The sequence below is a fragment of the Staphylococcus sp. HMSC067F07 genome (genome assembly GCF_001837405.1).
GTDB lineage: Bacteria > Bacillota > Bacilli > Staphylococcales > Staphylococcaceae > Staphylococcus > Staphylococcus capitis.
The window spans coordinates 5,986-29,121 of the sequence record NZ_KV832239.1 but is presented as its reverse complement, the minus strand read 5'-3'; the positions used below and the strand labels follow the sequence as shown (position 1 = coordinate 29,121).

Genomic DNA, 23,136 nt, shown 5'->3' with positions numbered 1-23,136 from the left:
AAAAGCGTCTGTGTAATACCTACACAGACGCAGTTAATTTAATTATTTTTTAATAATAAAACGATCTTCTACAGGTTTGATTTCTTTTTCCTTCGCATTCTCACGTACATCACCGAAAGGCATTTGTGCGATTAATTTCCATGTATTCGGAATATCAAATTGGCTTGCAGTAGATTCGTCTACAATTGGATTATAGTGTTGTAAAGATGCACCGATGCCTTTAGTAGCTAAAGCAGTCCAAATAGCATACTGATGCATCGCGTTAGCTTGGTTTGACCAAATTTCAAAGTTTTCATAGAAGTTAGGCATTTTATCTTGTAATGCATTAATAACACTTTGATCTTCATAATAAAGAATTGTGCCATGAGAATGTTTGAAATTATCAATTTTTTGGCGAGTAGGTTCAAAATCTCTGTCAAAACCCATTGTTTCTTTTAAAATAGATTTTGTATTTTCCCAGAATTGTTCATTTTTGTCATTCAAAAGTAAAACTATTCTTGTTGATTGAGAGTTGAATGCAGAAGGTATATGCTTTACAGCATGTGCGATTAATTCTTCTAGTTCTTCATCACTAATAGATATTGTTTTTTCTAAATTATAAATAGTTCTTCTAGTTTCAATTGCTTCGTTAAATGATTGTTCATTTTCAGTATTATTAAAAATCCCCATTTTTAAAATACTCCTTTGCTTTTGATTTATACATACTATAATAATTATACTTTTCATAATGTACAAATAATTACTATGAAATTTCAACAAGATTAATATTCATTTTCAAAAGTCTTATTTGAATGCAAAAATCTAATATTTTCTATATACTAAAGATGATAAAAGAATTTAAAGAGGAGGTGATTGACTTATGAATAACAATAAAATCAAGCATTCGTTTGTATTAACAGGTTTTGCATTTATGTTGAGTACACCCTTATTTGATAATCATGCACATGCAGCAGAGGAGAATATAAAGCCCATTTCTTCGAATAATGATATCAATAAAGCAGAATCTGAAAATCAGACTTTTAGTGACGACAATTCAATAAGTCATCAGCCTCAATCTAATGAAAATAACATAAATCCACTTGCAACTTCTGAAAATGATGAGAACGGAGAGTCTGATTCGGATGCAATAAATGATTTAAATTCAGACTCAGACAACGACACGGATCCAGATAGCGATTCAGCCTCAGACAGTGGCTTAGATTCAGATAGCGATTCAGATTCAGATAGTGACTCAGACTCAGACAGTGCTTCCGACTCAGATAGCGATTCAGATTCAGATAGTGCTTCTGACTCAGATAGTGATTCAGATTCAGATAGCGACTCAGACTCTGACAGCGATTCAGCCTCAGACAGTGGCTCAGATTCAGATAGTGCTTCTGACTCAGATAGTGATTCAGATTCAAATAGCGACTCAGACTCTGACAGCGATTCCGACTCAGGCAATGATTCAGATTCAGACAGTGCTTCTGACTCAGATAGTGATTCGGACTCTGACAGCGATTCAGATTCAGACAGTGCTTCCGACTCAGATAGTGACTCAGCGTCTGATAGCGATTCAGATTCAGACAGTGACTCAGCTTCTGGACATGATCATACATCTGATCATGGTCACGATAACCCTTCTGGTGGGGGTAGTGATGATAATTCGCACCCGGGTGGAGGACACTCTGGCTCACATCATAATAATCCCGGTAGTTCAAATGGACACGGTTCAGGAGATAATCATCCTTCTGAAGGAAATGATAATAGTAGTTCAAGTGGTCATAATAATGGCAGTGGTGATGATAATTCAGATCAAAGTGGCGAACATCATCCATCTAATTCAAATAATAACGAGCAACCTTCAAGTAATCATACGGGAGGTAACTCATCAAATACAAATCATCATGCTAGCAATAGCAATAATTCTTCCACAATACATCCTGAGGATAGTAATGGTGGATTGTTAAATCCTAATAAAGGTAATGAGGATAATGAAAATAGTAGCAATGGTGGTACCCCATTAAAAAGAAACTCTAATGCCAAAGATGATTTAAATTACTCACAATCTAATCATCAAACGCCTAATTATGATAGAAATCAATTTATTTGGAATAGATCAGGATCAGTTATAAATCATAGAAGCAATTCTCAGAATTTTAATAAAGATGAGCAAAGTAAAGATTCTGAAGAAAATTCTTTATTAGATAGATTTAGAAGCTTAGCAAGTGGTGCATACAAATATAATCCATTTTTAATTAATCAAGTTAGAAATTTAGATACAGAAAATGGAGAAATTACTGATAGTGACATCTATAGTTTATTTAAAAAGCAAAACTTTAGTGGAAATGAATATTTAAATTCTTTACAAAAAGGTTCAAACTATTTCAGATTTCAATATTTTAATCCACTAAATGCAAGTAAGTATTATGAAAACTTAGATGAACAAGTATTAGCTTTAATTACCGGTGAAATTGGTTCCATGCCTGATTTAAAGAAACCTAACGATAAAGACAAAGGGAGTCGTAGTGCTTTTAAAAATCACAGCGCAGATGAAATCACTACAAACGACAACGAGCAATCCGATGATTACAACAAAAACAAAAAATTAGATCGTGTGCTTATCACTTTAGGCAGTGCGATTGTAGCAATTTTTGCCGGTGTAGTAGGTATGTTTATTTATAATAGAAGAAAAAATCAACAGTAACAAAGAAAGCATCTAATCATGTACGTTTCGCAACATTTTACATGATTAGATGCTTTTTTAGTTTAATATGAAATGTAGAATAAAGTTAGCATGTTCTTGAGCTTTTTTTAAAGCTTCGCCACCAAAAACTTGCATAAAAACGACTGTACCATTTTGTAACATATGAATACCAATTGGAACAGCAATTCTTTTAGTAAAAACATAAGCAAGTGAAAAGATCATGCCCATACCAAAATACATAGGAATAAATTTCATATCATTGTGTGCAAGGGCAAATACAAGTGAACTTACTATAGAAGCAATCAGAAAGCTAACAACGCGATTGGCTTTAATTGCATTATATAATTCGCCAAAGAAAACCTTTCTGAATACAAACTCTTCTAAAATAGGGCCGACGATAGAAATTAAAATGATAAAAATAGGCATTTTTTTAGCAATTGCCATTAAACGTTCAGTGTTTGGACTTGTCTGCTGACTACCCATGATTGTAAAGTATATCAAGCTTATAATAACTTGATATACCATAACAAGACAAAAACCTAATAGTGCCCAAGGAATGATGTATCTCTTAGGTTCCTTTCTACCAGCTTCAAGAGTAGTAGGATTTTTTACCTTTAAATTTATTAAAATTATGATAATAGCAGCTAATATAAAAAGAGAAACTTGCGTGAATATCATGAATTTAGCAGTTTTAATTTGAGACATATGACCAAGTAAATGACTTCTAAGTATAAAACCAGGTAACATTTGAGCCAAGCCATACGCGAGTACCGTTAGTAAGGACACCCAAAGTCTTCTCATAACTTACCTCCATCTATTTCTAAGTATAGTTTATTTTATCGTAAATAATATAGATGTACAAAATTTATTCGCTAACCTTTTTGCTTGAATTATTGACCAAATTTGATTAATATAAAAATAGCTTAGCACTCTAATAATTAAAGTGCTAAATCACATGTGAATGAAGGAGGAACAATCATGCTTAAACCATTAGGAAATCGTGTGATTATTGAAAAGAAAGAGCAAGAACAAACAACTAAAAGCGGTATTGTATTAACAGATAGCGCTAAAGAAAAATCAAATGAAGGTGTAATCATCGCTGTAGGTCCAGGACGCCTACTAGACAATGGTTCACGAGTTGCTCCTGAAGTAAGTGAAGGTGACACTATTGTGTTCCAACAATATGCTGGAACAGAAGTTAAACGTGGTGACGATACTTACTTAATTTTAAATGAAGAAGATATTTTAGCAGTAATTCAATAATTATAAATTTATATTAGACAGATAAAACATCTATGTAAGAAATCTTAATAAATGGAGGTCATTTCGAGTATGGCAAAAGATTTAAAATTCTCAGAAGATGCACGTCAAGCAATGCTAAGAGGTGTAGATAAATTAGCAAATGCTGTTAAAGTAACAATTGGTCCTAAAGGTCGTAATGTTGTCTTAGATAAAGAATATACAACTCCATTAATCACAAATGATGGGGTTACGATTGCTAAAGAAATTGAGTTAGAAGATCCTTATGAAAATATGGGCGCAAAACTTGTTCAAGAAGTTGCAAATAAAACAAATGAGATTGCTGGTGACGGTACTACAACTGCAACAGTTTTAGCTCAATCAATGATTCAAGAAGGCCTTAAGAACGTAACAAGTGGTGCGAACCCAGTTGGTTTGAGACAAGGTATTGATAAAGCCGTTAAAGTAGCTGTAGAAGCATTACATGACATTTCTCAAAAAGTTGAAAACAAAAATGAAATTGCACAAGTAGGTGCTATTTCAGCTGCTGATGAGGAAATCGGTCAATACATTTCTGAGGCGATGGATAAAGTTGGCAACGACGGGGTCATTACTATTGAAGAATCAAATGGTTTCAACACTGAACTTGAAGTCGTTGAAGGTATGCAGTTCGATCGCGGTTATCAATCTCCATATATGGTAACTGATTCAGATAAAATGATTGCTGAACTTGAACGTCCATATATTCTTGTTACAGATAAAAAAATCTCTTCATTCCAAGATATTCTACCTTTATTAGAACAAGTCGTTCAATCTAGTCGACCAATTTTAATTGTGGCTGATGAAGTAGAAGGTGACGCTTTAACTAATATTGTTTTAAACCGTATGCGTGGTACATTTACTGCTGTTGCTGTAAAAGCTCCTGGTTTCGGTGATCGTCGTAAAGCAATGTTAGAAGACTTAGCTATCCTTACAGGTGCTCAAGTAATTACAGATGATTTAGGTCTAGAATTAAAAGATGCATCAATCGATATGCTAGGTACAGCTAATAAAGTAGAAGTCACTAAAGATAATACAACTATTGTAGATGGTGACGGTGATGAAAATAGTATCGACGCTCGTGTAAGTCAAATTAAAGCACAAATTGAAGAAACTGATTCTGATTTCGATAGAGAAAAATTACAAGAACGATTAGCTAAATTAGCTGGTGGTGTAGCAGTTATCAAAGTAGGTGCTGCAAGTGAAACTGAATTAAAAGAGCGTAAACTTCGAATCGAAGATGCTTTAAACTCAACACGTGCCGCAGTTGAAGAAGGTATTGTTGCTGGTGGTGGTACAGCCTTAGTTAATATCTATAAAAAGGTAAGCGAAATTGAAGCAGAAGGCGATGTTGAAACAGGAGTAAATATTGTGCTTAAAGCATTACAAGCTCCAGTACGTCAAATTGCTGAAAATGCAGGTTTAGAAGGTTCAATTATAGTTGAACGATTAAAAAATGCAGATGCTGGTGTAGGATTCAACGCAGCGACGAATGAATGGGTAAATATGCTTGAAGAAGGTATTGTAGATCCAACTAAAGTAACTCGTTCAGCACTTCAACATGCAGCGAGTGTAGCAGCAATGTTCTTAACAACTGAAGCAGTAGTAGCTACGATTCCTGAAAAAGAAAATAACGAACAACCAGGTATGGGCGGTATGCCAGGAATGATGTAAAATAGCCCTCAAACGTTGATTTGAAGGCATTTTATAATTATTTATGACATAATATTGACATAAAAATTTTAAAATAATTCTTTACTGACGTTTTCCATGAGGTTACTAAATCTTTGGGAAGCGTCTTTTTTGTATGATTTTGTAATGTTTGCATAGATGTTCATAGTCGTTTGTATATCCTTGTGGCGTAATCGTTCTTGTATCTCTTTGATATGCACACCAGCTTCTATTAAAAGGCTGCAATGGGTATATCTGAATGAGTGCGTTGTAATGTTCTTATTAATATCAGTCTGTGACATAATCGCTTGAATCCACTGTGACAGCTTCTTAATGACAAGTGGGTATCCGTTATTATCTGTGAATATGAAATCATTATCCACGTACAACTCATTTTTCCATTTGTCTTGCACATTCACTTTGTAATCTTGAAGTAACTTAATAACGTTAGGATCTATTGAAATTTTCCCGATAGATGATTCAGTTTTCGGTGTGAGTATTTGATAATTTTTCTTATTGTTATTCGGATTGTAATAAGTCTTGGTTATACTCACAGTACATTCTTTATAGTCGATATCAGACCATTTAAGCGCTAATACTTCACCTGCACGCATACCAGAATACGCAAGGAAGGTAAATAATTCAAAGCTATTCAGCGGCTTGTGGTGGTGCTTAGCAACGCTTAGAAACTCGAATAATTCATCTTTTTCAAGAAATTTTTGTTGTAAGCTATTCTGTTCTAAATCCTTAACAGTAGGCTTAAATTTAGCCCTCTTAATTCCCTCAATAGGTGACTTAGCAATTATTTTCATATCCAACGCATACTTAAATATAAGATTGGTTGAGCTTACAATACTATCAACATAATTTTTACTAAACTGAGTGCTTATATCGTCCACAAACGCTTGATAGTCACGTTTAGTTATTGTTTGTATACTTCTATTACCAAATTGTTGTTTAGCGTGATATATGGCTTTTTCTCTTGCTCTAACACTACTTATTTTTGTATCTCTACTATAATGATTAATCCATTCATCAGCTACATAGTTAAATGTAGTAGTTGATGGTGCGATATACTCACCATTTCTTATTTGTCTTTCAACTAATTCAGCAGCATTCTTTGCATCTGATTTTCTTTTAAATCCAGTCTTAGATACATATTCATATTTTCCAGTTACAGGGTTTTTACCTAATGATATACGGTAGCGCCATAATTTATTGTTTAGTTGGTCATAGCTTGCCATAATTATCACCTTTATTTTTTGTGTGTTTGATATCACTTATCTTTTCAAACATTTTCTTTTTTTCTTCATCTTCAAAGGGACTTCTCTCAACTAAAGACTTTAATTCTTCCACTAAATCTTCGAATACATTATCCTCTTTTTCTAATTTCTGGAATTCAACCTCTGAGAATTTAATATTAAAATTAGAGTCTAGATTAACGTCTTTTAATTCTTTTTTTATAACATCTTCTATATCAATAGAATCATTATAAGTCATTATGAAATCTTTTTTGAAGCCTTTCACTTCTAATTTATTCAATATATCTTCATACACCACACTATGTAAAAAGAATCTACTTGAATTTTTTAACGTATTATCTGTTTCTGTAACGTTTAGATTGGTGTCGAATTCGAATTCTATTCCGTCAATATCATAGATCAAAGATACTGAAAAGCTCGAGTTTTCTTCAGTTAACTCATATTTTAACGATATAGGAACTTCTTCTATCAAAACATCTTTTATTTTCATTTCAACTGGTGAATAAACCAATAATTCGCTCATATCTATATCGAAATACTTACATAATTGGTTAATAGTTTCATATCGTATGCTTTGATTATCATTTCTTATTAAAGATAGCAATGTAGGTCGAGTAATTCCGGTTTTACTTGCTATTTCACTTTGTGTTTTATCGTTTTCTTCCATCAATTTGTTTAAAGTACATATAATCATGCTTACACCTCATTTTCTTAATTTACATTCATTATGAATGATTCTTTTACAAATTGCCAGAATTTTATAAGTGCGTTTAATGATTGACGGCACATTCATTTAGAATGATTATTTTACAAAAATATTAATTTTTGTTAAAAGAACTTGCACTATTTTTAATATTATGTATAATGATAATTGTAAACAAAACATTCGAATTTTGTATTTTTTGAATGATGTTAATTCATTTATAAAGAGGTGATAAAAATGACAGTGGTAATCAAGAGTAGGCATCTAAAAGAATTAATGTTTTTGAAAGGATACAACCTTTCAAATCTAGCAGATGAAGTAGGTATTTCAATATCATACATGAGTCAAATCATGAACGGAAAAAGAAAACCTAGTGCGATGCTAGCCGGAAAAATTTCTAAAGTATTTAACGTAAGTGTACAAGAGATATTCACTATCGAAAAATAGGAGGCGTAACACATGTTTAATATCGGCATTGATGAAGATGAAGCACGTGACATGCTACAACAAGCAATTGATGAACGTGTAGAAGAATTGGCAAAAGAGAAATACTTTATGACTTATAACGAGTTATCAAAATATCTTAATTTATCTAAACCTACTATAGAAGATTTGCTAATCAAAAACGGAATGAAATATTTTCGTGTAGGTGTGACGTACCGTTTCAAGAAGTCTGATGTAGATGATTTCATGGATCATATTACTTCGCAGATGGATATTACTAACAACGATCTAAAAAGTTTAAAGAAGGTGAATACAATATGAAATTATTCGGAACACTTATCGCAGCAAGCTCATTGACTTCATTTACAGTAGGTTATGTGACAGAAGATATTTTTAATAGTATGGCTTTATATAGTCCACTAGCTATTACATCATGGGCAATAACAGAATGGTTTAATGATAGAAAAATTAGAAAACAATTAATGGAGGTTGAATAAGATGAAGGTTAGAGAGTTTAAAAGTAAATATGGTAGAGAAATTGCACTCATGCTTATAAATGATCGTGTTAATAATAGAAATTTGAGTAAAGATGATAGACAAGTACATGAGATGGAACTTATTCAAGCATATATGAAATCTCAAGACATCAACGCTGAATATATTGGTGAATTAGACATTTTGGATATGATTCAAGATTTTGAAATGATGATTCAGATGTCAGTATATGCAACAAATATCTTAAAGAAAATGCAAGTTAAAAATTATGATATGACACATGAAATTAGTTACTTCTCTCGAGAAGACGACTTAAACAATCTCTATCTTGCTAAGCTAGAAATTGAAAAGTTAATCAAAGCGATCGAGAAAAACAGACCAAATTACATTAATTTTTATAAGGAGACCAAATAACATGTTATACACGGAAAAAGTACAAGAGAGCGTGGAATTTGCAGATTTGAGAAATAAGGTTCAATCAGTATTAGATTATCTTGGAATGGAAACATCAGAATTAGAAGATGGAAGAGAGTATGCAATCAAGAAGAATCAGCCTATATATCACCAAGCTATTAATAACAACATTAAGCAAAATTATATTGTCTCAAGCACTTTACAAGCGATTAGAACAGACATTGAGAACATGTATGATGATATTCAAGCTGATATTAAGCAAGAAAAAAACGCATTATCTACTGCCGACCAAAGCGAAGATAACGCGTAAGAAATGAATGTTAAAGAAACTTTATGTATTTTAATTATAGCAAAAATTACGTTATGTATCTACAAAAACAACAAGAGGGGGATTTGATGGCTATAAAAACCAAAGATTCAATAATAGATGTGAATGAATTGGAAATACCGAATGAACTTAAACAATTGAATCAATGGGGGCTGTGGCGTGCTGAATGGAACGAAAGCCGTCAAGAATACAAAAAAGTACCTTATCAAGTAAATGGTGTAAAAGCTAGCTCAACGAATAAAGATACTTGGAGTAACTTTCAAGATGTTTATTCACTTTATGATAGTAGTAATGGTTACGATGGTATAGGTTTTATATTAAGCAAAGAAAGTAAATATATTTGTCTTGATATAGATAACGCTGTAGATGCTGAAACACATCAATTACAAACAGAATTAGGACTTGAAATGACAGAACTCACATACTGTGAATTAAGTCCAAGTGGTACAGGTTTACATTGCTTTTTCAAAGGTACATTACCAGAAAACAGGAAAAGTAAGCGTACTGATTTAGATATAGAGCTGTATCATACTAGTAGATTTATGACATTTACTGGTTACACTATCGGAGGTTCAGAAATTAGCGACGATCAAGGCGTGATTGATAATTTAGTAGAACGATTCTTTAAAGCAGAACCTAAAAAGCAAAATATAAGAATTGCTAAAACTGGTAGCAGTATTTTTACAGATGATGAAATTGTAAGAATGATGACTAAAAAAAGTAAATATAAAAAATTGCTTGCTGGTGAGTATGAAGGTATTTTTGATAGCCCTAGTGAAGCTGTGCAAAGCTTGTTAAGAGTATTGGCATTTTATACTGGTAGAGATAAGTCGCAAATGGAAAGTATCTTTTTAACATACAATAATCTTACTGATAAATGGGATGAAAAGCGTGGAAATTCAACTTGGGGTAATAATGAACTAGATACAGCTATAGCTAATCAAGAAACAATTTATGAGCCTAATTCGAGAGGAACAGGGCAATCGCTTAGATATACGATATCACTGATTCGTAAAGAAGAATTAGCATTTATGAAAGCTGAATTTGAGAAAGCGAAAGAAAATGGTGAAGCATCAGGTAGACCACCACAAACAATTGGCACAAATAGATGTGCTATATTGCTTAACGATGTAATGAAATTTGTGATATTCGATTTAGAAGAAAATACAAAATTAGCAATGTATCAAAGTGAAAAAGGTATCTACACACAAAATACTGCAATTATTAAACGTATTATTTCTTGGTTAGAACCTAGACACAATGAGAAAAAAGCATTAGAAGTCATCTATCATTTAACTAATATGGTAGACGTGGTAGACAAAACAAATGAACCACATTTAATACCAGTCAATAATGGTGTGTTTAATAGAGAAACTATGAAATTGGAATCTTTTACACCTAACTATGTGTTTACTACTAAGATTTCAACTAATTATATTGACAATCCTAAAACACCAGTAATTAATGGTTGGACTTTTGATAACTGGTTAGATGAAGTCGCATGTGGTGATAGAGAAGTATTCACATTATTATGGCAAGTTATTAATGATTCATTAAATGGAAATTATACACGTAAAAAAGCGATATTCCTAGTTGGTGATGGTAACAATGCTAAAGGCACTTTCCAAACGTTGCTTACTAACTTAATCGGTTTTGATAATGTGGCAAGTCTTAAAGTTAATGAATTTGACCAAGAGTTTAAATTAGGAGTGCTAGAAGGTAAAACACTTGTGATTGGTGATGATGTTCCCGTAGGCGTGAATATTGAGGATAGTTCGAACTTTAACAGTGTAGTTACAGGTGATCCTGTGCTTGTGAATATAAAAAACAAACAACCATATCGAACTGTTTTCAGAACTACTGTGATTCAATCAACTAATGGCATGCCTAGATTTAAAAATAAAACAGGTGGGACAAACAGACGGCTTTTAATAGTACCATTTAACGCAGATTTTAACGGTGCAAAAGAAAATCCAGATATCAAAGAAAAATACCTTACTGATAAAAAGGTACTCGAATATGTACTTCACAAAGCTATAAATTTAAATTTCAATAAGTTTATTGTTCCTAGAGCATCAGCTGAATTATTAGAAGAATATATTCAAGACAATGATCCAGTATATGATTTTAAAGTCACAGAGTTTGATAAATGGAAAATTGATAAAGTACCTAAAACAGTTGTCTATTATAAGTATAAAGTTTTCTGTGAACGTAGTGGTTATAGAGCACTTTCTGAAAGGAAATTCTGTAAAAGTTTTGAACGTTATCTTGATAAATCTTGGAAGGTTGAAAGACCTAGATATTATTCAGTTAATGATTTACAAGCAAAAGTGGGTCATTTCGAACCTACACTTTTACCACACGGAGAACAAAAAATTTCCTATGTGAACACAAATTTAAAAGTAGTGTAAATGAGGTGTGTGCATGAAACTGTGCATGAAATAGCAAAAACAAACAAAAATTCGTGCACAGCTGAAATTCATTGATATAACAGCGTTTATAAGACATTTAATCACAATTACAAAAGTTACTGTGCATGAAATATTTTAACTCGTGCTCACCTTCAAACCGTTGGTAATACAGGGTTTGTAGTCCTAACTGTGCATGAATTTTCAATTTTAAAGAAGTTAATATACAAATAACTATAAGAAGTAGGGCATTAATATATAAGAAGTTTTTTCAGAAATTTGATGCACTCGTGCACAGTAAAGTACATTACCCCTTGTGAGAGTAAGGTTTAGAGGTGAGCATGAACTGTGCATGTTGTGCACGAAGTGGTGTTTTTGTGCACGAACTAAGTTAAGTAACGGACAAAAAGGAGAATAAGAAAATGAGATACCTATACAACAGTGGCAATAGATATGGAACAGTAGTAACTAAAAACAATGTAAATCGTGTGATTATAGAAATAACTTATTAAACATATTTCAAAACAGGAGGACTAATAAATTATGGTAAACCATTTAATACCGACTGATCCATTCAAATTAAATAATAAGAAACTCAATTTTAATGATATTAAGAATTTAGAAATTGCTAATAAACCTATTTGTCACATCTATAAAACACAGGGCAAGTATCACTATTTAGAAATAGACTTTATAACATGTGATTGGTGTTTATCGAGTGAAGGTCAAGCACACCTACAATCTAAATTGAATATGGAGCTACTGTCTTTATGGTTAAGAGGTTATAACCTTAAGCTCAACTATACAAGTGTGGGGCACATGACAATCTTCTTAAGAGCAGACTTTCAGACAATTGAGTTTCTTATTAATCAATTGAATATGATGAGTAGCATTGATGCATATTGGTATCAGTATCGAATAGGTAATTGTATGCAGTACATCGAGAGAGACGAAGGTTATGTATCACCAATAAAACATGTGAAGAACAATGTTAATAAAGTGAAAGCATGAGGGAGTATGACATGTCTAAAGATGAATTGAAAGTATATATTATCAACTATATTAAATACCATACCGCAGTATCCTTTGTTGATTTAGAAGAACTGTTTGAATCATTGCATATTGAATATCAAGGTGAGTTTACATTCGTTCATGTAGACAATGAGAACATAGTGTTGTGGCATGGGTGGAGTATGGAAGTCATTAATATAGTAGGTAATTTACTAACATCAGAACAACTTGAACTAGAACGAACAGATGTAACAACTTATGCAAGCCATGGTATGTATCTAGATCTACCTATTATGACAAATCCATTTGATGATTCAGATACACGTTGGTTACCTGTGACACTGAAGTTAAGCGACACGATGAACACACTATTACATTAGGAGATGTTGCATGATGATATACAGTAAGTTGATAGCACGTTATTTATTATATTGTGAAACATCTGAAAGAGTCGTTAAAGGGATTAGTTATAAACATTATCTTGATTTGAAAAGTAAGCAAATATAATGGGGATTATCACGCCCCCCCCTTGAAATCAAATTACTGTTTTTTTCAAATAGAGGGAACGGCGAAGGTGTTTCGATTCCGTAATAATTTCGATTTATTACACATATAACCCCCCCTATCCCAGCAAAAAATCAACATTTCCTGCGCTGGCTTAATAAATATGGTTAACAGGATAACTATAAATAAAACAAAGGAGGGAATTAAATGAGCAATATTAATGTATTTGAATGGAATCATGTAAAAAGTAAGATTAAGGAGATACGCCAAGAAATTGATGATGTGAAACAACAGGGTTCCGTCGATAAAGAAAAGAATAGACAACTTACAAGTGTACTTAGAGAATTAAGTGTACTTGAGGACATGGTGAATCAATTGATGGATTATCAAAAAGAGCATAGCGCAGTAAATAAAATTAGAAATCTACTTAAAAAGTATAAATGAGGAGCGATATAAATGGCAATTAAAACTAATAAAAGACCAACTATAAAAGAAATATTTCCAACGCATATCACTGTTATACAAGACATGGTGAGTCAAAGTAAACGAATCAATAATGAAACTTCATATCAAGATAAAATTAACAGTTTGTATAACAAATTGGAAGAAGGTAACTTAAGTACACAAGAATATGAATTGACTTTAAATGAGATAGATAATTTAAGACGTGAGAAAGCTACTAATCCTAATGTGAATGGACAAATTGTAATTAATTTACCGAATAATGTTAAATCACTAGATCAATTACAGAAAGTAACTAATAGTGAGACAGAAAAGGCTAATAAAGTTGTCAAAACGGTTGAGAATGAAAATGATAGTTTAAAACAACAAATTAATGAGCTCAAAGAAAAAATTGAACTTAATCAGGCGTATATTGGTGAAATTACAAATCAGCAATCTATAAATGATGTAGCTAAACCAATCATAGAAGGAAAGTCTAAGTATTATGATTCGAAACAATTCTATAGTGATTTTATGTGGCAAAAAGCTACTGGTTTATTGCAGAAAAAAACATTAGGTAAAAAGATGATTAATTACCCAAATTTAGCACCAAGCAAAAAATAGTATTTAAAGGCGTTGACTTTATTGTCAACGTCTTCAATCTATTTTAAAATCAGGGAGGCTGACCATGATATTAAAACAAAATAAATCAACATTGTATTATATAGAAGAACAAAAAATTTCAGAGTATGAACTGTTACTAAAATACAATCCACTTATTATAAACCGTAAAATTAGATCTATAGAGATGCAAATTGAAGAAAGCTATTATTTAAATGTATCACATATGACTTGCGATGAAGTGAGTGGTGTTATTACGGTTTCATATCCTTTAGAAAAATTAGTTGTTTGGATTATTCAACAAAGAGAAGATTTACAACGGTTTAAAAATAAAAGTTTTAAACGTATGAATCAACTGAAACAGATTATTAGTGAGTATACAAAACAAGAGCAAAAAGAAGTCATGGATTATATGCGCTCTCATGGACGAATAAAGGCATATGAGACGATTGATAAATTACAAAAAGATTTATATCATTCAACTCATTTGAGTAGAGTTAGCAAGCAATCGTAGTATAAGGAATGTGATAATGACATGTATTATGACAAAACGACATTAAAGCAATTTATACTTAACTACCATACCGTAGAAAAAAATGATGTTTTAAATAATGAATATAATGATGATGTGGATGATTTCTTTGAAATTAATCATCAAGAAGAAACAAATCTTTTCGATAACCATAATATAGAAGAAGTTATCTTTTATAATGAACTAGAAGATATTGTCGAGCGAGTCGGGACAGACAAAGAGTATTTTATATTTATATTATTAGCAGAAGGGTATTCATACAAAGAAATTGGTAATGTATTTAATGTGACTGCAGGTAGAATAGGGCAAATGTTTAATAATTTATTGGAAAAGCTATCTTAAGAGGTAGCTTTTATTAATTTAAGGTGAAAGCAAGACAAGAAGAACAAGAAAGGATTCAAGAAATGGACTTAATAGCACAAAAAGTTCAAACATTATTACCAATTGACATATCAAAACAAAGAATAATGAAGCAAAATAGAATCTTTGATGAAATGATTAATTTTTATCGCTATCAAGATAGACCATTTGTAAACAAGGTGTGATATTTTTTGGAATGGATAAATATAGAAAAGCTTTTTGAAAGTATATTAGTATTTACGAGTATAAGTATCGGTCTGTTTGGAACTTTTTTGGCTACAATTTTTACATTTAAAGATAAAGAACCTATGAAAAGTATAATTTCTAGTATAAAAAAAATAAAAGTTTTAAAAGCTTTTTAATCACAATAGTAATAACGAGTTTGCTATTAGTGCTACTAACAGTTATTTATTCATCAATTAATGTAGAGGCTATTAAATTTAAGTATCTTATTTATTACTATGCTGGAGTTATACTTACATTTGCCTTGTTTTTTATTTATTTATTAATGATTACATTTTTTTATATTTCTAGTATATGGATATTTATGAGAGATGATTAAAAAAGGGCATATCGTTTAAAAAATAAAGAAAACCAAGTAGCAAATATATAATCATAAAATATTTATTACAGCCACTCTTCGGAGTGGTTATTTTTGTTTAATAAATAACATAACGTGGTAATGTATAATTACAATTTTTGTTAGGCATATTGTCGCTACGTTTAAATATTTGTAGGGTAGGCACTTATGTGCTTGCCCTGTTTTTTTGTGTTGCTAAATATAAAAAATAAGATATACTTTTAAATATATATAAAGTAAAGGAGACAGAGAAAATTGGGCTTTATTGCAACTATTATAGTTTTAGTTTGTAGTTTTTATATTTTTAAAAACTTATTTATAATTTTAGGTAATTATGTAGGTGAATTCGTATATTCAAATAATATTTCGAGGTCAGAGGATGGAAATCAATTTATAGCTTTGGTAAGTACTTTAGTTCTTACTTTTTTATCACTAGTTCTTATTTTAGTAATTAGCTATACGATATTCAAAGGTTTTTACTTACTACCAATAATAGCAATCAGTTTGTATTTTAAATTTGGAACTGATGCTGGTAAACAAACAGATTAAAATGCATTAGCCTCAAAAGGGCTATTTTTTTATTTACATACACGAACAAGTGTTCTATTATATTCATGAGGTGATTATATGATTCCAAATTTAGATTGGAATAAAAACTTTCAAGAATTTCAAGAAATATTAAATTCTGGTATTAATCCAGAGTGGTTGTACAATGCCAAAGCGAATATGATTTTAAATCCTGCATACACAGGAGAAGGTAAACAATTTTTCTTCACAAAAGATATTATAAAAGCTAGTAAAACGATTCCATTTTTTTGAGGTGATTATATGAAACCAATCAATCCAGATGTACCAGATGAATATAAATGCACAAGTGATTACCGAGAAATACCTAGAGAATATCTAAATTCACGTATACCAGAAGGGCGTGGAATTGTTAAGTGGCAGGCGTTTAAGACGATGCCGGAACAATATGAACAACTAGAACAATACATACAAGACCAAAATAAGATAGATAAACCTATATTAGACGACGATCAATTGAATGAGCTTAATAACACATTAATTTTCAAAATGTATAACGACCCATCTATTGAATTGCGTTACTTCGAAAATGGATATATTAAAAATAAAGTAGGTTATATTCATAAAGTAGATGTTCATACAAAAACACTACATATGTATGAAGATACTGGAATGAGTGTATTGAATTTAAAAGATATTGTGGAGATAAAATAAGCCCACCTAAATGAAAAGATGGGGTTAACTATTTGATTTCTATAATATTTAAACCTTCTGAAAATTCAGGGGGTTCGAAGAAACTAGAAACATATTCGAAAGTTTCTTTAGTATCGAATTGTTCTCTTTCTGGTTCTTCACTACGTCTTATATTAATTTGTTTCAAACATTTATCATCACTTATATTGAGAAAAATTAATTGATGATTTGCATTAATTTCTGAAGCTACACTTAATAGCCATTTTCTTTGAGTTTTAGTGTTACCTGGAAAATCTAATACTACATTACTACCGACTTTTAAAATTCGCTGGATGTGCTCTTTCAATAATGGTTTTATTAACTTTGAGTAACTTAAGTAATCATCAAAATCATTTATTTGATTTGGATATAATTTTTCTAACCATTCATCTTCAGACAATAAAACTGCATTTTCAGTTTGTGCTATCTCTTTAGATCTAGTTGATTTTCCTGCTCCCATTTTTCCTGAGAAAAAATATAAAGTTCCTAAATTATTCAAATTTATGTACCTCCGATTTTTTTGAAAAGTGTGTAAACGAATTCTTCTTGTGTTGATATTAATTATATGAAAAATTATATTAACAAACAACCCCCCACTCATTTATATGAATAGGTGGGTTGTTTTGTATGTCAATTAAGATGAAAAATAATAAGGGTAGGTGGACTACCCTTATTATTAATTTATAGCCATCCGAGACTTTTAGCAATTGTGAAACCTAAACCAACTATACCAATAGTCCAACCTATAATTGTGTTTCTATTTTGCTTTGCTTCTTTGTCTAATTCTTTATTGTTTTTTAGTAAAATATTTTCAACTTCAGAATTAGTAGGTAACTTACTAATAGAATTTTGCATTTCACTGCGTAAATAATTAGAATTAGTATTCATTTCTGTACGTAAACTATTCATATTATTGCTCATATCAGTTCTGATGCTATTCATGTTGTTATTCATATCAGTTCTCATAGCACGCATTTCATCTTTGAATTCTTTTATTCCATTATTAAATTCATCTCTAGTTACATAGTTGTTCATATCGCCACCTCCGGATTCATCGTTTTTATTTAATTCCATTATATCATCTTTTTGATTTTTAGTATCATTCATAAAATTGACTGGAATATCACCATTTGGATATATTCTGTTTAATAAAGTTTTGTGAGGTACAGGCTCTAAATTACTCATTATTAATCTCCTTGTGATGATAAATAGGTATTTTAGTACTTAAAATTTCGTTCTGTTGTGGCCAAGTCATCCAATTCATAAAAGTATCTTTGTCAATTTCTTCTTTACCAATTTCTTCAGGCAAGACTAATACTTTTAATTGTTGATAAATATTAGTGAAATCGTAACTTCTATTATTAGGTTCAAATTTATATAACGTGAATTGGATTGTTTCATAAGGTTTTTTCATGGTTTCGGCATTTAAATTTAATGTCCAAAAATTACGTAAATCAAAACCGATACCTCCAACCTTATCGTATAATAGAATTATTAAATATAATTCATTATCTGTATTATAAGGATTATCAATTTTGTCTAAACCACTCAAAGTGAATTTAATACCTAATTCTGCGTGTTCATATAACAATGAAAAGTCTAGCAATGGATCATGTTCAGGTTTGCCTGTTTGACCTATGTAAAACTGTAAATTACTTAGTGTAGGTTTTATTTCTAAATTACTATTTCCAACACCCATTCTACATACCCCCTTATTTAATTTTTTTATATTCAAACACACGCAATGCCTCAAACTGAAATTATTAAAATTCGTGCAACTTATTAATGGATATTGTAAAAAAGATAATGATTTAATTGTACTATATCTAAAAAATAATGGTGATAACAAAAAGTTATGATTAATATAAAAATTTAAGAATTTGTTTATATTTAATGATAATATGGACATAATTATAGAACGTCAAACGAACAACTATACGTTAATTTATTTCTCGATGCAGCACAGGGCGAATGTGAGAGTGGGAAATTGTAATGTAGTATCAAATAAAAGTGAAATTATATCTTTTATAAGCTGAAAATATATAGCGCATGATACCATTAATTGTTGTTCATTTCTTCATTCATTATTTCTGATACACGATCATTGTATTCTTCTTGTGACAATCCTTCAAAATCTTTTTGTCTTGTGAGTTCTTCTATTTTATTCTTGGCTTCTTCCGACATACCTTCAGTTGAAAAATCACCAGCAGGCATTTTATTTAAATCTATTTTTTGATTTTGATCTGTATTCTCATTTTGATTATTTGGAGTAAATGTACCCATTGGTGTTTCTATTGAGTGATTATTTTTATTAGCTATTCTTTGTACTTGTTCGTTTAATAGTTTCTCATATTCTTCATTTGAAACATTATTTGCATTAGGCATATTGTTTTCTAGAAGTTGATATTCTTCATTTGTCATACCTTTAGGCGGAATACCTCCAAAGGGTCTATTACCTTGTTGAGTAGGCCCTTCATTATTGTTTATATTAGGATTTTGTTGTTGCGTATTATTTTTATTTTCCATTTTTTGTTTTTCTTGAGAAGTTTCATTTGGTTTGTCTTTATTATTAGCTACTTCTTCATTAGATTTTTCGTCCTTATTATTTGATTTATTATCTTTCTTGTCTGATTCTTTTTCTTTATCAGTCTCCTTATCTTTATCTTCAGATTTAGTTTCTTTCTTATCGTCTAGTTTACTTTCTTCTTCATTACCACATGCAGCTAATATCAGAAAGCTTGCTAGTAACATAAAGAATAACTTTTTCATATCACATTCTCCTTTAATAATAGTGTTTAAATACTATTGTACTATTCATAAATATTAATGAGAATATCTTATCGTAATTTATTATTTAGCTTAATGTTATATCAATTTCATTTAAATTATTAAACATCAAATGCACAAACAATACGTTTATTCATTTCTCGATGCAGCACAAGGTGAATGTCAGAGTGGGATATTTGATAATTATGAGCAATTCTTACGGGCGATGTAATCGAGTGCTCGCTTGAAATGTGGTACGTATCAGAATTTCGTTGTGCAACAGTTGCACGGCGACCAATTAGAAAATTTAGAGACCTCAAAGTTGAGGAATCACACGGCTCAATTATGAGCTTTGGTTAGACAAAAAAGTTTAACCAATATGTAAAAGTACACACAAAAAAAGTGCGCGTACTATTACTCAAAAAAGAGTAACAGCAAACGGACAAAATTGTCTGTAACTAAAAAGTCCGACGTCGGACCATTTCAAATGTTGAACAGGTTCAACAATTTATATGTGAGGTGAAACAAATGGCATATCATTTTAATAATAGAATATCTATCATTGGTATCACGGAAGAAATGAATGATGAAGGTGGATTTGAAGAAGTAGAAGCTGAAATCGCTAAACCATGGGCAGACATTAAGACAATGCGAGCAGGTGAGTTTGAAGCAATGGGATTCAGTGTCACAAATGTACCAATAAGATTTATTATTCGTTATCGTAAGGGTATCGAGTTAGATCATAAAATTAAATACAATGGAGATATGTATAAGATTGAATCTATCGAAAATGACGATGGTAAAAATTATACATTAACGATATTTGCAAATAGAAATGAAATGTAACATTAAACCATTACCTTATTACGGAGTAGAGGTTTTTTGTGTTCTGAGAAATGCCTTATGTTGCATCGAGAATTGATAAAGCGGGTATACGGTTGGTTGATTACGTCCATAAAGAAAGCACACCTAAATGAATAGGTGTGTTCCGAGGATCGATGACAATAAAGCAATTTTATTTTAGTATGTTCTTACTTTTGGCACTTTATAATTTTTTATAAATCTTTCGATTTCTTCAAAAGATTTTGAGAATAATATTTTGTCTCTATCTTCTTGAGTTAAAAATTGATTTGAAACCATTTGGTCATAAAATTGTTCAATAAGTGAATAATAGTTGTTTGTATTGAAGAAAATACAAGGATTGTCATTTTGTCCAACTCTTGTCCATGAAACAACTTCCGTTATTTCTTCTAGTGTTCCAGGACCACCTGGTAAGGCTATACATACATCGCCTTTTTCTAAAATGGTTTCTTTTCTTTCAGACATACTTTCGACGATTATTAATTCGTCTAATTTATCATGTGCTAATTCCCTTTCTTGTAAAAAAGTAGGCATTACGCCGATTGTTTTTCCGTTATTATGTATTACAGTATTTGCTAATATACCCATTAATCCAGCATTGCCACCACCGAAAACTAAAGAGTGATTATTTTTAGCTATCCATTCCCCTAATTGAATAGCACTATTTTCATACTCTTTTTGATTTCCTTTGCTGGCTCCACAATAGACTATAATATTCATTTTTACTACTCCTTTTTTCATTTTTTATGTTAAACAAGATGGAACAATTTTTGAGGCGATATTTGAAACGAGTTTTTCTAGTCATGGTAATAATTATATGAAAAATTGTTTTATAAAACAAGGCCACCTATATTGATAGGTATCTCACGCATACGGTAATGAATATGTATATGTTGCCCCAAAAATATGTTGTTTTTGCAATTTTAACATTTAACACTTGAATATAAAGAACTGTGAATGTTGATATATAATATATATATATATAAATTCTTTTTTGAAATTGTAAGAAAACACAATTTGTATTGTAAAAAGGATAAAGATAAAATAAAAGGAAGTGATACATAATGCGATGGAGTCGTTGTCCAAGATGTAATTCCGGTAGGGTGGTTCAAAGATCTAGTGGATGTTTATCTAAACTAGCGCTGATATCTTTATTGTTCGCTGCTATGTCAATCTTTGGAATGTTTATGTCGGGAGATTATGCAAAGTCACCTTTTGAATTAATAGCGCCGTTTGTGATGGCAATTTTAATACCTGTATTTTTTATATTTATTTACATAAAGTTCGGTCGTTCATTATTTTGCAGAGACTGTTATTATAATTTCAGACCAAAAAAAGAGTGAATAAAATTTTATATGTTAAAACTGATATTATAAGTACAATAGTAGTTTCTGTCATGACATAATTATGACATAATGGAATGGAAAAACTGAAATAAATGGTATGTATCAAAACATAAAACATTGATTTAACAGTGTTTTATCCATATATTTATAGTTGTTTTTGTATATACAGAATGCCAGGAATGATGTAATTAAATCATTATGGTTGTCATTATTACTCCTTTTAGAGATTATTTTCTCTGAAAGGAGTTTTTTTATCTATTATTTTCTGTAATTATTGTAATTAGAGTATTTTAGTTCGTAAAAATATATTATAATAAAATTAACGATAATGCGAAGGAGAATTAATGTATTTATGTAATGTTTTATAAGCTTTTATTATAAGTACTCATAATAAGTTAGATAAACGCTATCGTTTAAAAATTTTGGGAGGATATTACAACTATGAAAAACAACAAGCCTAGAGATTTAAAACAATTTCCATCTTTACCAAGTAAAAAATATTTTAGCTACGGCACAGCGAGTGCTTTAACTTTAGCTTTATATCTTTTTGCGGGCAATGGTTCCGCTCAAGCTGAAGAAATTAACAAGACTAATAGCACTACATCACCTAAAACTATTCAAACTGAAAGCAATAAAACTAATACATCAACTTCCAATAATGAGACTCATCATAAATCATCTAAAAATTTAAATGATTATATTGATGGAACTCCAAATGAAGATCCTGACGAAGATGAGGACAGTGGAACATATGAAGTTCCTATCTTATACGTTACTGTATGGTTGGATGATCAAGGTAATATCATTAAAGATGCAGTAGAAGATAATAAAACGCCTGCCTCTGAAAGAGTGCCGATAAAAATTCCTGGGTACCAACATTTTAGAACATCAATTTCTGATGGTATAACTAAATTTATTTATAGAAAAGTAAATACATCTCAAACAGCAAACACAGCCACAAGTAGTTCAACAAAAAAGGATGACACTAAACCATCAGAAGTAAATTCTGAAAAACCAACGACTCAAAAAGATTCAGAACAACCAAAACAATCAGAACCTGTGAAACCAACGACACAGAAAGAGCCAGAGCAACCGACTCAATCAGAACCGACAAAACCAACGACACAAAAAGAGCCAGAGAAACCAGCACAACCAGAACCATCAAAAC

The 23,136-nt window shown here is 30.9% G+C and carries 30 protein-coding genes and 1 pseudogene; 22 read left to right on the top strand and 9 right to left on the bottom strand.

Annotation, left to right across the window (positions count from 1 at the left end):
* Positions 1–42 precede the first annotated feature (42 nt).
* Complete coding sequence (locus HMPREF2706_RS11360) at positions 43–669, bottom strand: nitroreductase family protein (RefSeq protein WP_049428113.1); 627 nt, start codon at positions 667–669, stop codon at positions 43–45.
* Between the two features lie 190 nt (positions 670–859).
* Between HMPREF2706_RS11360 and HMPREF2706_RS11355 the strand changes: the two genes are divergently transcribed.
* Positions 860–2,686 (top strand): SdrH family protein, encoded by a 1,827-nt coding sequence (locus HMPREF2706_RS11355; RefSeq protein WP_070862403.1) that lies wholly within the window; start codon positions 860–862, stop codon positions 2,684–2,686.
* 57 nt (positions 2,687–2,743) lie between these two features.
* Here HMPREF2706_RS11355 and mroQ read toward each other — a convergent pair whose 3' ends face one another.
* Complete coding sequence (gene mroQ / locus HMPREF2706_RS11350) at positions 2,744–3,487, bottom strand: intramembrane glutamic endopeptidase MroQ (RefSeq protein WP_049428117.1); 744 nt, start codon at positions 3,485–3,487, stop codon at positions 2,744–2,746.
* 177 nt (positions 3,488–3,664) lie between these two features.
* Here mroQ and groES point away from each other — a divergent pair, with 177 nt between their 5' ends.
* Together groES and groL are read left to right on the top strand one after the other, a co-directional pair.
* Positions 3,665–3,949, top strand: coding sequence for a co-chaperone GroES (gene groES / locus HMPREF2706_RS11345; protein WP_002435917.1), 285 nt, complete (start codon positions 3,665–3,667; stop codon positions 3,947–3,949).
* 69 nt (positions 3,950–4,018) lie between these two features.
* Positions 4,019–5,638 carry a chaperonin GroEL gene (gene groL / locus HMPREF2706_RS11340; RefSeq protein ID WP_002435951.1) on the top strand — a complete coding sequence of 540 codons (1,620 nt, stop codon included), beginning with the start codon at positions 4,019–4,021 and terminating at the stop codon, positions 5,636–5,638.
* Between the two features lie 68 nt (positions 5,639–5,706).
* Here groL and HMPREF2706_RS11335 read toward each other — a convergent pair whose 3' ends face one another.
* Together HMPREF2706_RS11335 and HMPREF2706_RS11330 are read right to left on the bottom strand one after the other, a co-directional pair.
* Positions 5,707–6,879: a tyrosine-type recombinase/integrase gene (locus HMPREF2706_RS11335; RefSeq protein WP_070862402.1), complete on the bottom strand. Its 1,173-nt coding sequence runs from the start codon at positions 6,877–6,879 to the stop codon at positions 5,707–5,709.
* Positions 6,866–7,591: a helix-turn-helix domain-containing protein gene (locus tag HMPREF2706_RS11330; RefSeq protein WP_070862401.1), complete on the bottom strand. Its 726-nt coding sequence runs from the start codon at positions 7,589–7,591 to the stop codon at positions 6,866–6,868. Before HMPREF2706_RS11330 ends, HMPREF2706_RS11335 begins: the two co-directional genes overlap by 14 nt.
* 246 nt (positions 7,592–7,837) lie before the next feature.
* Here HMPREF2706_RS11330 and HMPREF2706_RS11325 point away from each other — a divergent pair, with 246 nt between their 5' ends.
* The 17 genes from HMPREF2706_RS11325 to HMPREF2706_RS11250 all read left to right on the top strand — a co-directional run bounded on the left by HMPREF2706_RS11325 (position 7,838) and on the right by HMPREF2706_RS11250 (position 16,977).
* Positions 7,838–8,047 carry a helix-turn-helix transcriptional regulator gene (locus HMPREF2706_RS11325; protein ID WP_070862400.1) on the top strand — a complete coding sequence of 70 codons (210 nt, stop codon included), beginning with the start codon at positions 7,838–7,840 and terminating at the stop codon, positions 8,045–8,047.
* Between the two features lie 12 nt (positions 8,048–8,059).
* Positions 8,060–8,365 (top strand): helix-turn-helix domain-containing protein, encoded by a 306-nt coding sequence (locus tag HMPREF2706_RS11320; RefSeq protein WP_070862399.1) that lies wholly within the window; start codon positions 8,060–8,062, stop codon positions 8,363–8,365.
* A complete protein-coding gene (locus HMPREF2706_RS11315) occupies positions 8,362–8,541 on the top strand; it encodes a hypothetical protein (RefSeq protein ID WP_070862398.1) in 180 nt (59 codons plus the stop codon). Before HMPREF2706_RS11320 ends, HMPREF2706_RS11315 begins: the two co-directional genes overlap by 4 nt.
* A 1-nt stretch (position 8,542) precedes the next feature.
* Positions 8,543–8,953 (top strand): hypothetical protein, encoded by a 411-nt coding sequence (locus HMPREF2706_RS11310; RefSeq protein ID WP_070862397.1) that lies wholly within the window; start codon positions 8,543–8,545, stop codon positions 8,951–8,953.
* Position 8,954: 1 nt separating this feature from the next.
* Positions 8,955–9,263 (top strand): hypothetical protein, encoded by a 309-nt coding sequence (locus HMPREF2706_RS11305; protein ID WP_070862396.1) that lies wholly within the window; start codon positions 8,955–8,957, stop codon positions 9,261–9,263.
* Between the two features lie 86 nt (positions 9,264–9,349).
* Positions 9,350–11,692, top strand: coding sequence for a phage/plasmid primase, P4 family (locus HMPREF2706_RS11300; protein WP_070862395.1), 2,343 nt, complete (start codon positions 9,350–9,352; stop codon positions 11,690–11,692).
* A 540-nt stretch (positions 11,693–12,232) separates the two neighbouring features.
* Positions 12,233–12,700 carry a hypothetical protein gene (locus HMPREF2706_RS11295; protein WP_070862394.1) on the top strand — a complete coding sequence of 156 codons (468 nt, stop codon included), beginning with the start codon at positions 12,233–12,235 and terminating at the stop codon, positions 12,698–12,700.
* 11 nt (positions 12,701–12,711) lie between these two features.
* Positions 12,712–13,080, top strand: a complete 369-nt coding sequence (locus HMPREF2706_RS11290) for a hypothetical protein (RefSeq protein WP_070862393.1) — start codon at positions 12,712–12,714, stop codon at positions 13,078–13,080.
* A gap of 331 nt (positions 13,081–13,411) precedes the next feature.
* A complete protein-coding gene (locus tag HMPREF2706_RS11285) occupies positions 13,412–13,648 on the top strand; it encodes a hypothetical protein (protein ID WP_070862392.1) in 237 nt (78 codons plus the stop codon).
* 12 nt (positions 13,649–13,660) lie between these two features.
* The gene (locus HMPREF2706_RS11280) at positions 13,661–14,269 is read left to right on the top strand and encodes a hypothetical protein (RefSeq protein WP_070862391.1); all 609 of its coding nucleotides are present in this window, start codon (positions 13,661–13,663) and stop codon (positions 14,267–14,269) included.
* A 64-nt stretch (positions 14,270–14,333) separates the two neighbouring features.
* Entirely contained in the window at positions 14,334–14,780 is a 447-nt protein-coding gene (locus tag HMPREF2706_RS11275) for a spore coat protein (RefSeq protein WP_070862390.1), read from the top strand.
* 21 nt (positions 14,781–14,801) lie between these two features.
* The gene (locus HMPREF2706_RS11270) at positions 14,802–15,140 is read left to right on the top strand and encodes a sigma-70 RNA polymerase sigma factor region 4 domain-containing protein (RefSeq protein WP_070862389.1); all 339 of its coding nucleotides are present in this window, start codon (positions 14,802–14,804) and stop codon (positions 15,138–15,140) included.
* Between the two features lie 23 nt (positions 15,141–15,163).
* Complete coding sequence (locus HMPREF2706_RS12265; RefSeq protein WP_070862388.1) at positions 15,164–15,343, top strand: hypothetical protein; 180 nt, start codon at positions 15,164–15,166, stop codon at positions 15,341–15,343.
* Positions 15,344–15,349: 6 nt separating this feature from the next.
* A complete protein-coding gene (locus HMPREF2706_RS12260) occupies positions 15,350–15,520 on the top strand; it encodes a hypothetical protein (RefSeq protein ID WP_176746165.1) in 171 nt (56 codons plus the stop codon).
* Positions 15,521–15,993: 473 nt separating this feature from the next.
* Positions 15,994–16,287: a hypothetical protein gene (locus tag HMPREF2706_RS11260; RefSeq protein WP_070862387.1), complete on the top strand. Its 294-nt coding sequence runs from the start codon at positions 15,994–15,996 to the stop codon at positions 16,285–16,287.
* A gap of 78 nt (positions 16,288–16,365) precedes the next feature.
* Complete coding sequence (locus tag HMPREF2706_RS11255; protein WP_002455580.1) at positions 16,366–16,557, top strand: hypothetical protein; 192 nt, start codon at positions 16,366–16,368, stop codon at positions 16,555–16,557.
* A 9-nt stretch (positions 16,558–16,566) separates the two neighbouring features.
* Positions 16,567–16,977: a YolD-like family protein gene (locus tag HMPREF2706_RS11250; protein ID WP_002455579.1), complete on the top strand. Its 411-nt coding sequence runs from the start codon at positions 16,567–16,569 to the stop codon at positions 16,975–16,977.
* Between the two features lie 28 nt (positions 16,978–17,005).
* Here the strand turns inward: HMPREF2706_RS11250 and HMPREF2706_RS11245 are convergent, their stop codons facing one another.
* The 4 genes from HMPREF2706_RS11245 to HMPREF2706_RS11230 form a co-directional block, all read right to left on the bottom strand.
* Positions 17,006–17,494, bottom strand: a complete 489-nt coding sequence (locus HMPREF2706_RS11245) for a P-loop nucleotide/nucleoside kinase family protein (RefSeq protein ID WP_002455578.1) — start codon at positions 17,492–17,494, stop codon at positions 17,006–17,008.
* Positions 17,495–17,676: 182 nt separating this feature from the next.
* Positions 17,677–18,180, bottom strand: a complete 504-nt coding sequence (locus tag HMPREF2706_RS11240; protein ID WP_002455577.1) for a hypothetical protein — start codon at positions 18,178–18,180, stop codon at positions 17,677–17,679.
* Complete coding sequence (locus HMPREF2706_RS11235) at positions 18,173–18,694, bottom strand: hypothetical protein (RefSeq protein ID WP_037554460.1); 522 nt, start codon at positions 18,692–18,694, stop codon at positions 18,173–18,175. Before HMPREF2706_RS11235 ends, HMPREF2706_RS11240 begins: the two co-directional genes overlap by 8 nt.
* A 359-nt stretch (positions 18,695–19,053) precedes the next feature.
* Positions 19,054–19,764 carry a hypothetical protein gene (locus HMPREF2706_RS11230; protein WP_070862386.1) on the bottom strand — a complete coding sequence of 237 codons (711 nt, stop codon included), beginning with the start codon at positions 19,762–19,764 and terminating at the stop codon, positions 19,054–19,056.
* Between the two features lie 525 nt (positions 19,765–20,289).
* Between HMPREF2706_RS11230 and HMPREF2706_RS11225 the strand changes: the two genes are divergently transcribed.
* A complete protein-coding gene (locus tag HMPREF2706_RS11225; RefSeq protein ID WP_037554456.1) occupies positions 20,290–20,607 on the top strand; it encodes a phage head closure protein in 318 nt (105 codons plus the stop codon).
* A 174-nt stretch (positions 20,608–20,781) separates the two neighbouring features.
* Here HMPREF2706_RS11225 and HMPREF2706_RS11220 read toward each other — a convergent pair whose 3' ends face one another.
* A complete protein-coding gene (locus tag HMPREF2706_RS11220; protein WP_002455574.1) occupies positions 20,782–21,342 on the bottom strand; it encodes an LOG family protein in 561 nt (186 codons plus the stop codon).
* A 1,067-nt stretch (positions 21,343–22,409) separates the two neighbouring features.
* Between HMPREF2706_RS11220 and HMPREF2706_RS11210 the strand changes: the two are divergent.
* Positions 22,410–23,136: pseudogene (locus HMPREF2706_RS11210) on the top strand (cell wall anchor protein); the annotation flags it as partial.

What these genes read in the sequence shown, in the direction of transcription:
- HMPREF2706_RS11250 (WP_002455579.1), top strand. Translation starts at nt 16,567, where the DNA reads ATGAAACCAATCAATCCAGATGTACCAGATGAATATAAATGCACAAGT.
- HMPREF2706_RS11280 (WP_070862391.1), top strand. Translation starts at nt 13,661, where the DNA reads ATGGCAATTAAAACTAATAAAAGACCAACTATAAAAGAAATATTTCCA.
- HMPREF2706_RS11355 (WP_070862403.1), top strand. Translation starts at nt 860, where the DNA reads ATGAATAACAATAAAATCAAGCATTCGTTTGTATTAACAGGTTTTGCA.
- HMPREF2706_RS11320 (WP_070862399.1), top strand. Translation starts at nt 8,060, where the DNA reads ATGTTTAATATCGGCATTGATGAAGATGAAGCACGTGACATGCTACAA.
- HMPREF2706_RS11240 (WP_002455577.1), bottom strand. Translation starts at nt 18,180, where the DNA reads ATGAGTAATTTAGAGCCTGTACCTCACAAAACTTTATTAAACAGAATA.
- HMPREF2706_RS11285 (WP_070862392.1), top strand. Translation starts at nt 13,412, where the DNA reads ATGAGCAATATTAATGTATTTGAATGGAATCATGTAAAAAGTAAGATT.
- HMPREF2706_RS11295 (WP_070862394.1), top strand. Translation starts at nt 12,233, where the DNA reads ATGGTAAACCATTTAATACCGACTGATCCATTCAAATTAAATAATAAG.
- HMPREF2706_RS11270 (WP_070862389.1), top strand. Translation starts at nt 14,802, where the DNA reads ATGTATTATGACAAAACGACATTAAAGCAATTTATACTTAACTACCAT.
- HMPREF2706_RS11225 (WP_037554456.1), top strand. Translation starts at nt 20,290, where the DNA reads ATGGCATATCATTTTAATAATAGAATATCTATCATTGGTATCACGGAA.
- groL (WP_002435951.1), top strand. Translation starts at nt 4,019, where the DNA reads ATGGCAAAAGATTTAAAATTCTCAGAAGATGCACGTCAAGCAATGCTA.
- HMPREF2706_RS11330 (WP_070862401.1), bottom strand. Translation starts at nt 7,591, where the DNA reads ATGATTATATGTACTTTAAACAAATTGATGGAAGAAAACGATAAAACA.
- HMPREF2706_RS11220 (WP_002455574.1), bottom strand. Translation starts at nt 21,342, where the DNA reads ATGAATATTATAGTCTATTGTGGAGCCAGCAAAGGAAATCAAAAAGAG.
- HMPREF2706_RS11310 (WP_070862397.1), top strand. Translation starts at nt 8,543, where the DNA reads ATGAAGGTTAGAGAGTTTAAAAGTAAATATGGTAGAGAAATTGCACTC.
- groES (WP_002435917.1), top strand. Translation starts at nt 3,665, where the DNA reads ATGCTTAAACCATTAGGAAATCGTGTGATTATTGAAAAGAAAGAGCAA.
- mroQ (WP_049428117.1), bottom strand. Translation starts at nt 3,487, where the DNA reads ATGAGAAGACTTTGGGTGTCCTTACTAACGGTACTCGCGTATGGCTTG.
- HMPREF2706_RS11325 (WP_070862400.1), top strand. Translation starts at nt 7,838, where the DNA reads ATGACAGTGGTAATCAAGAGTAGGCATCTAAAAGAATTAATGTTTTTG.
- HMPREF2706_RS11275 (WP_070862390.1), top strand. Translation starts at nt 14,334, where the DNA reads ATGATATTAAAACAAAATAAATCAACATTGTATTATATAGAAGAACAA.
- HMPREF2706_RS11235 (WP_037554460.1), bottom strand. Translation starts at nt 18,694, where the DNA reads ATGGGTGTTGGAAATAGTAATTTAGAAATAAAACCTACACTAAGTAAT.
- HMPREF2706_RS11300 (WP_070862395.1), top strand. Translation starts at nt 9,350, where the DNA reads ATGGCTATAAAAACCAAAGATTCAATAATAGATGTGAATGAATTGGAA.
- HMPREF2706_RS11305 (WP_070862396.1), top strand. Translation starts at nt 8,955, where the DNA reads ATGTTATACACGGAAAAAGTACAAGAGAGCGTGGAATTTGCAGATTTG.
- HMPREF2706_RS11315 (WP_070862398.1), top strand. Translation starts at nt 8,362, where the DNA reads ATGAAATTATTCGGAACACTTATCGCAGCAAGCTCATTGACTTCATTT.
- HMPREF2706_RS11230 (WP_070862386.1), bottom strand. Translation starts at nt 19,764, where the DNA reads ATGAAAAAGTTATTCTTTATGTTACTAGCAAGCTTTCTGATATTAGCT.
- HMPREF2706_RS11360 (WP_049428113.1), bottom strand. Translation starts at nt 669, where the DNA reads ATGGGGATTTTTAATAATACTGAAAATGAACAATCATTTAACGAAGCA.
- HMPREF2706_RS11290 (WP_070862393.1), top strand. Translation starts at nt 12,712, where the DNA reads ATGTCTAAAGATGAATTGAAAGTATATATTATCAACTATATTAAATAC.
- HMPREF2706_RS11255 (WP_002455580.1), top strand. Translation starts at nt 16,366, where the DNA reads ATGATTCCAAATTTAGATTGGAATAAAAACTTTCAAGAATTTCAAGAA.
- HMPREF2706_RS11335 (WP_070862402.1), bottom strand. Translation starts at nt 6,879, where the DNA reads ATGGCAAGCTATGACCAACTAAACAATAAATTATGGCGCTACCGTATA.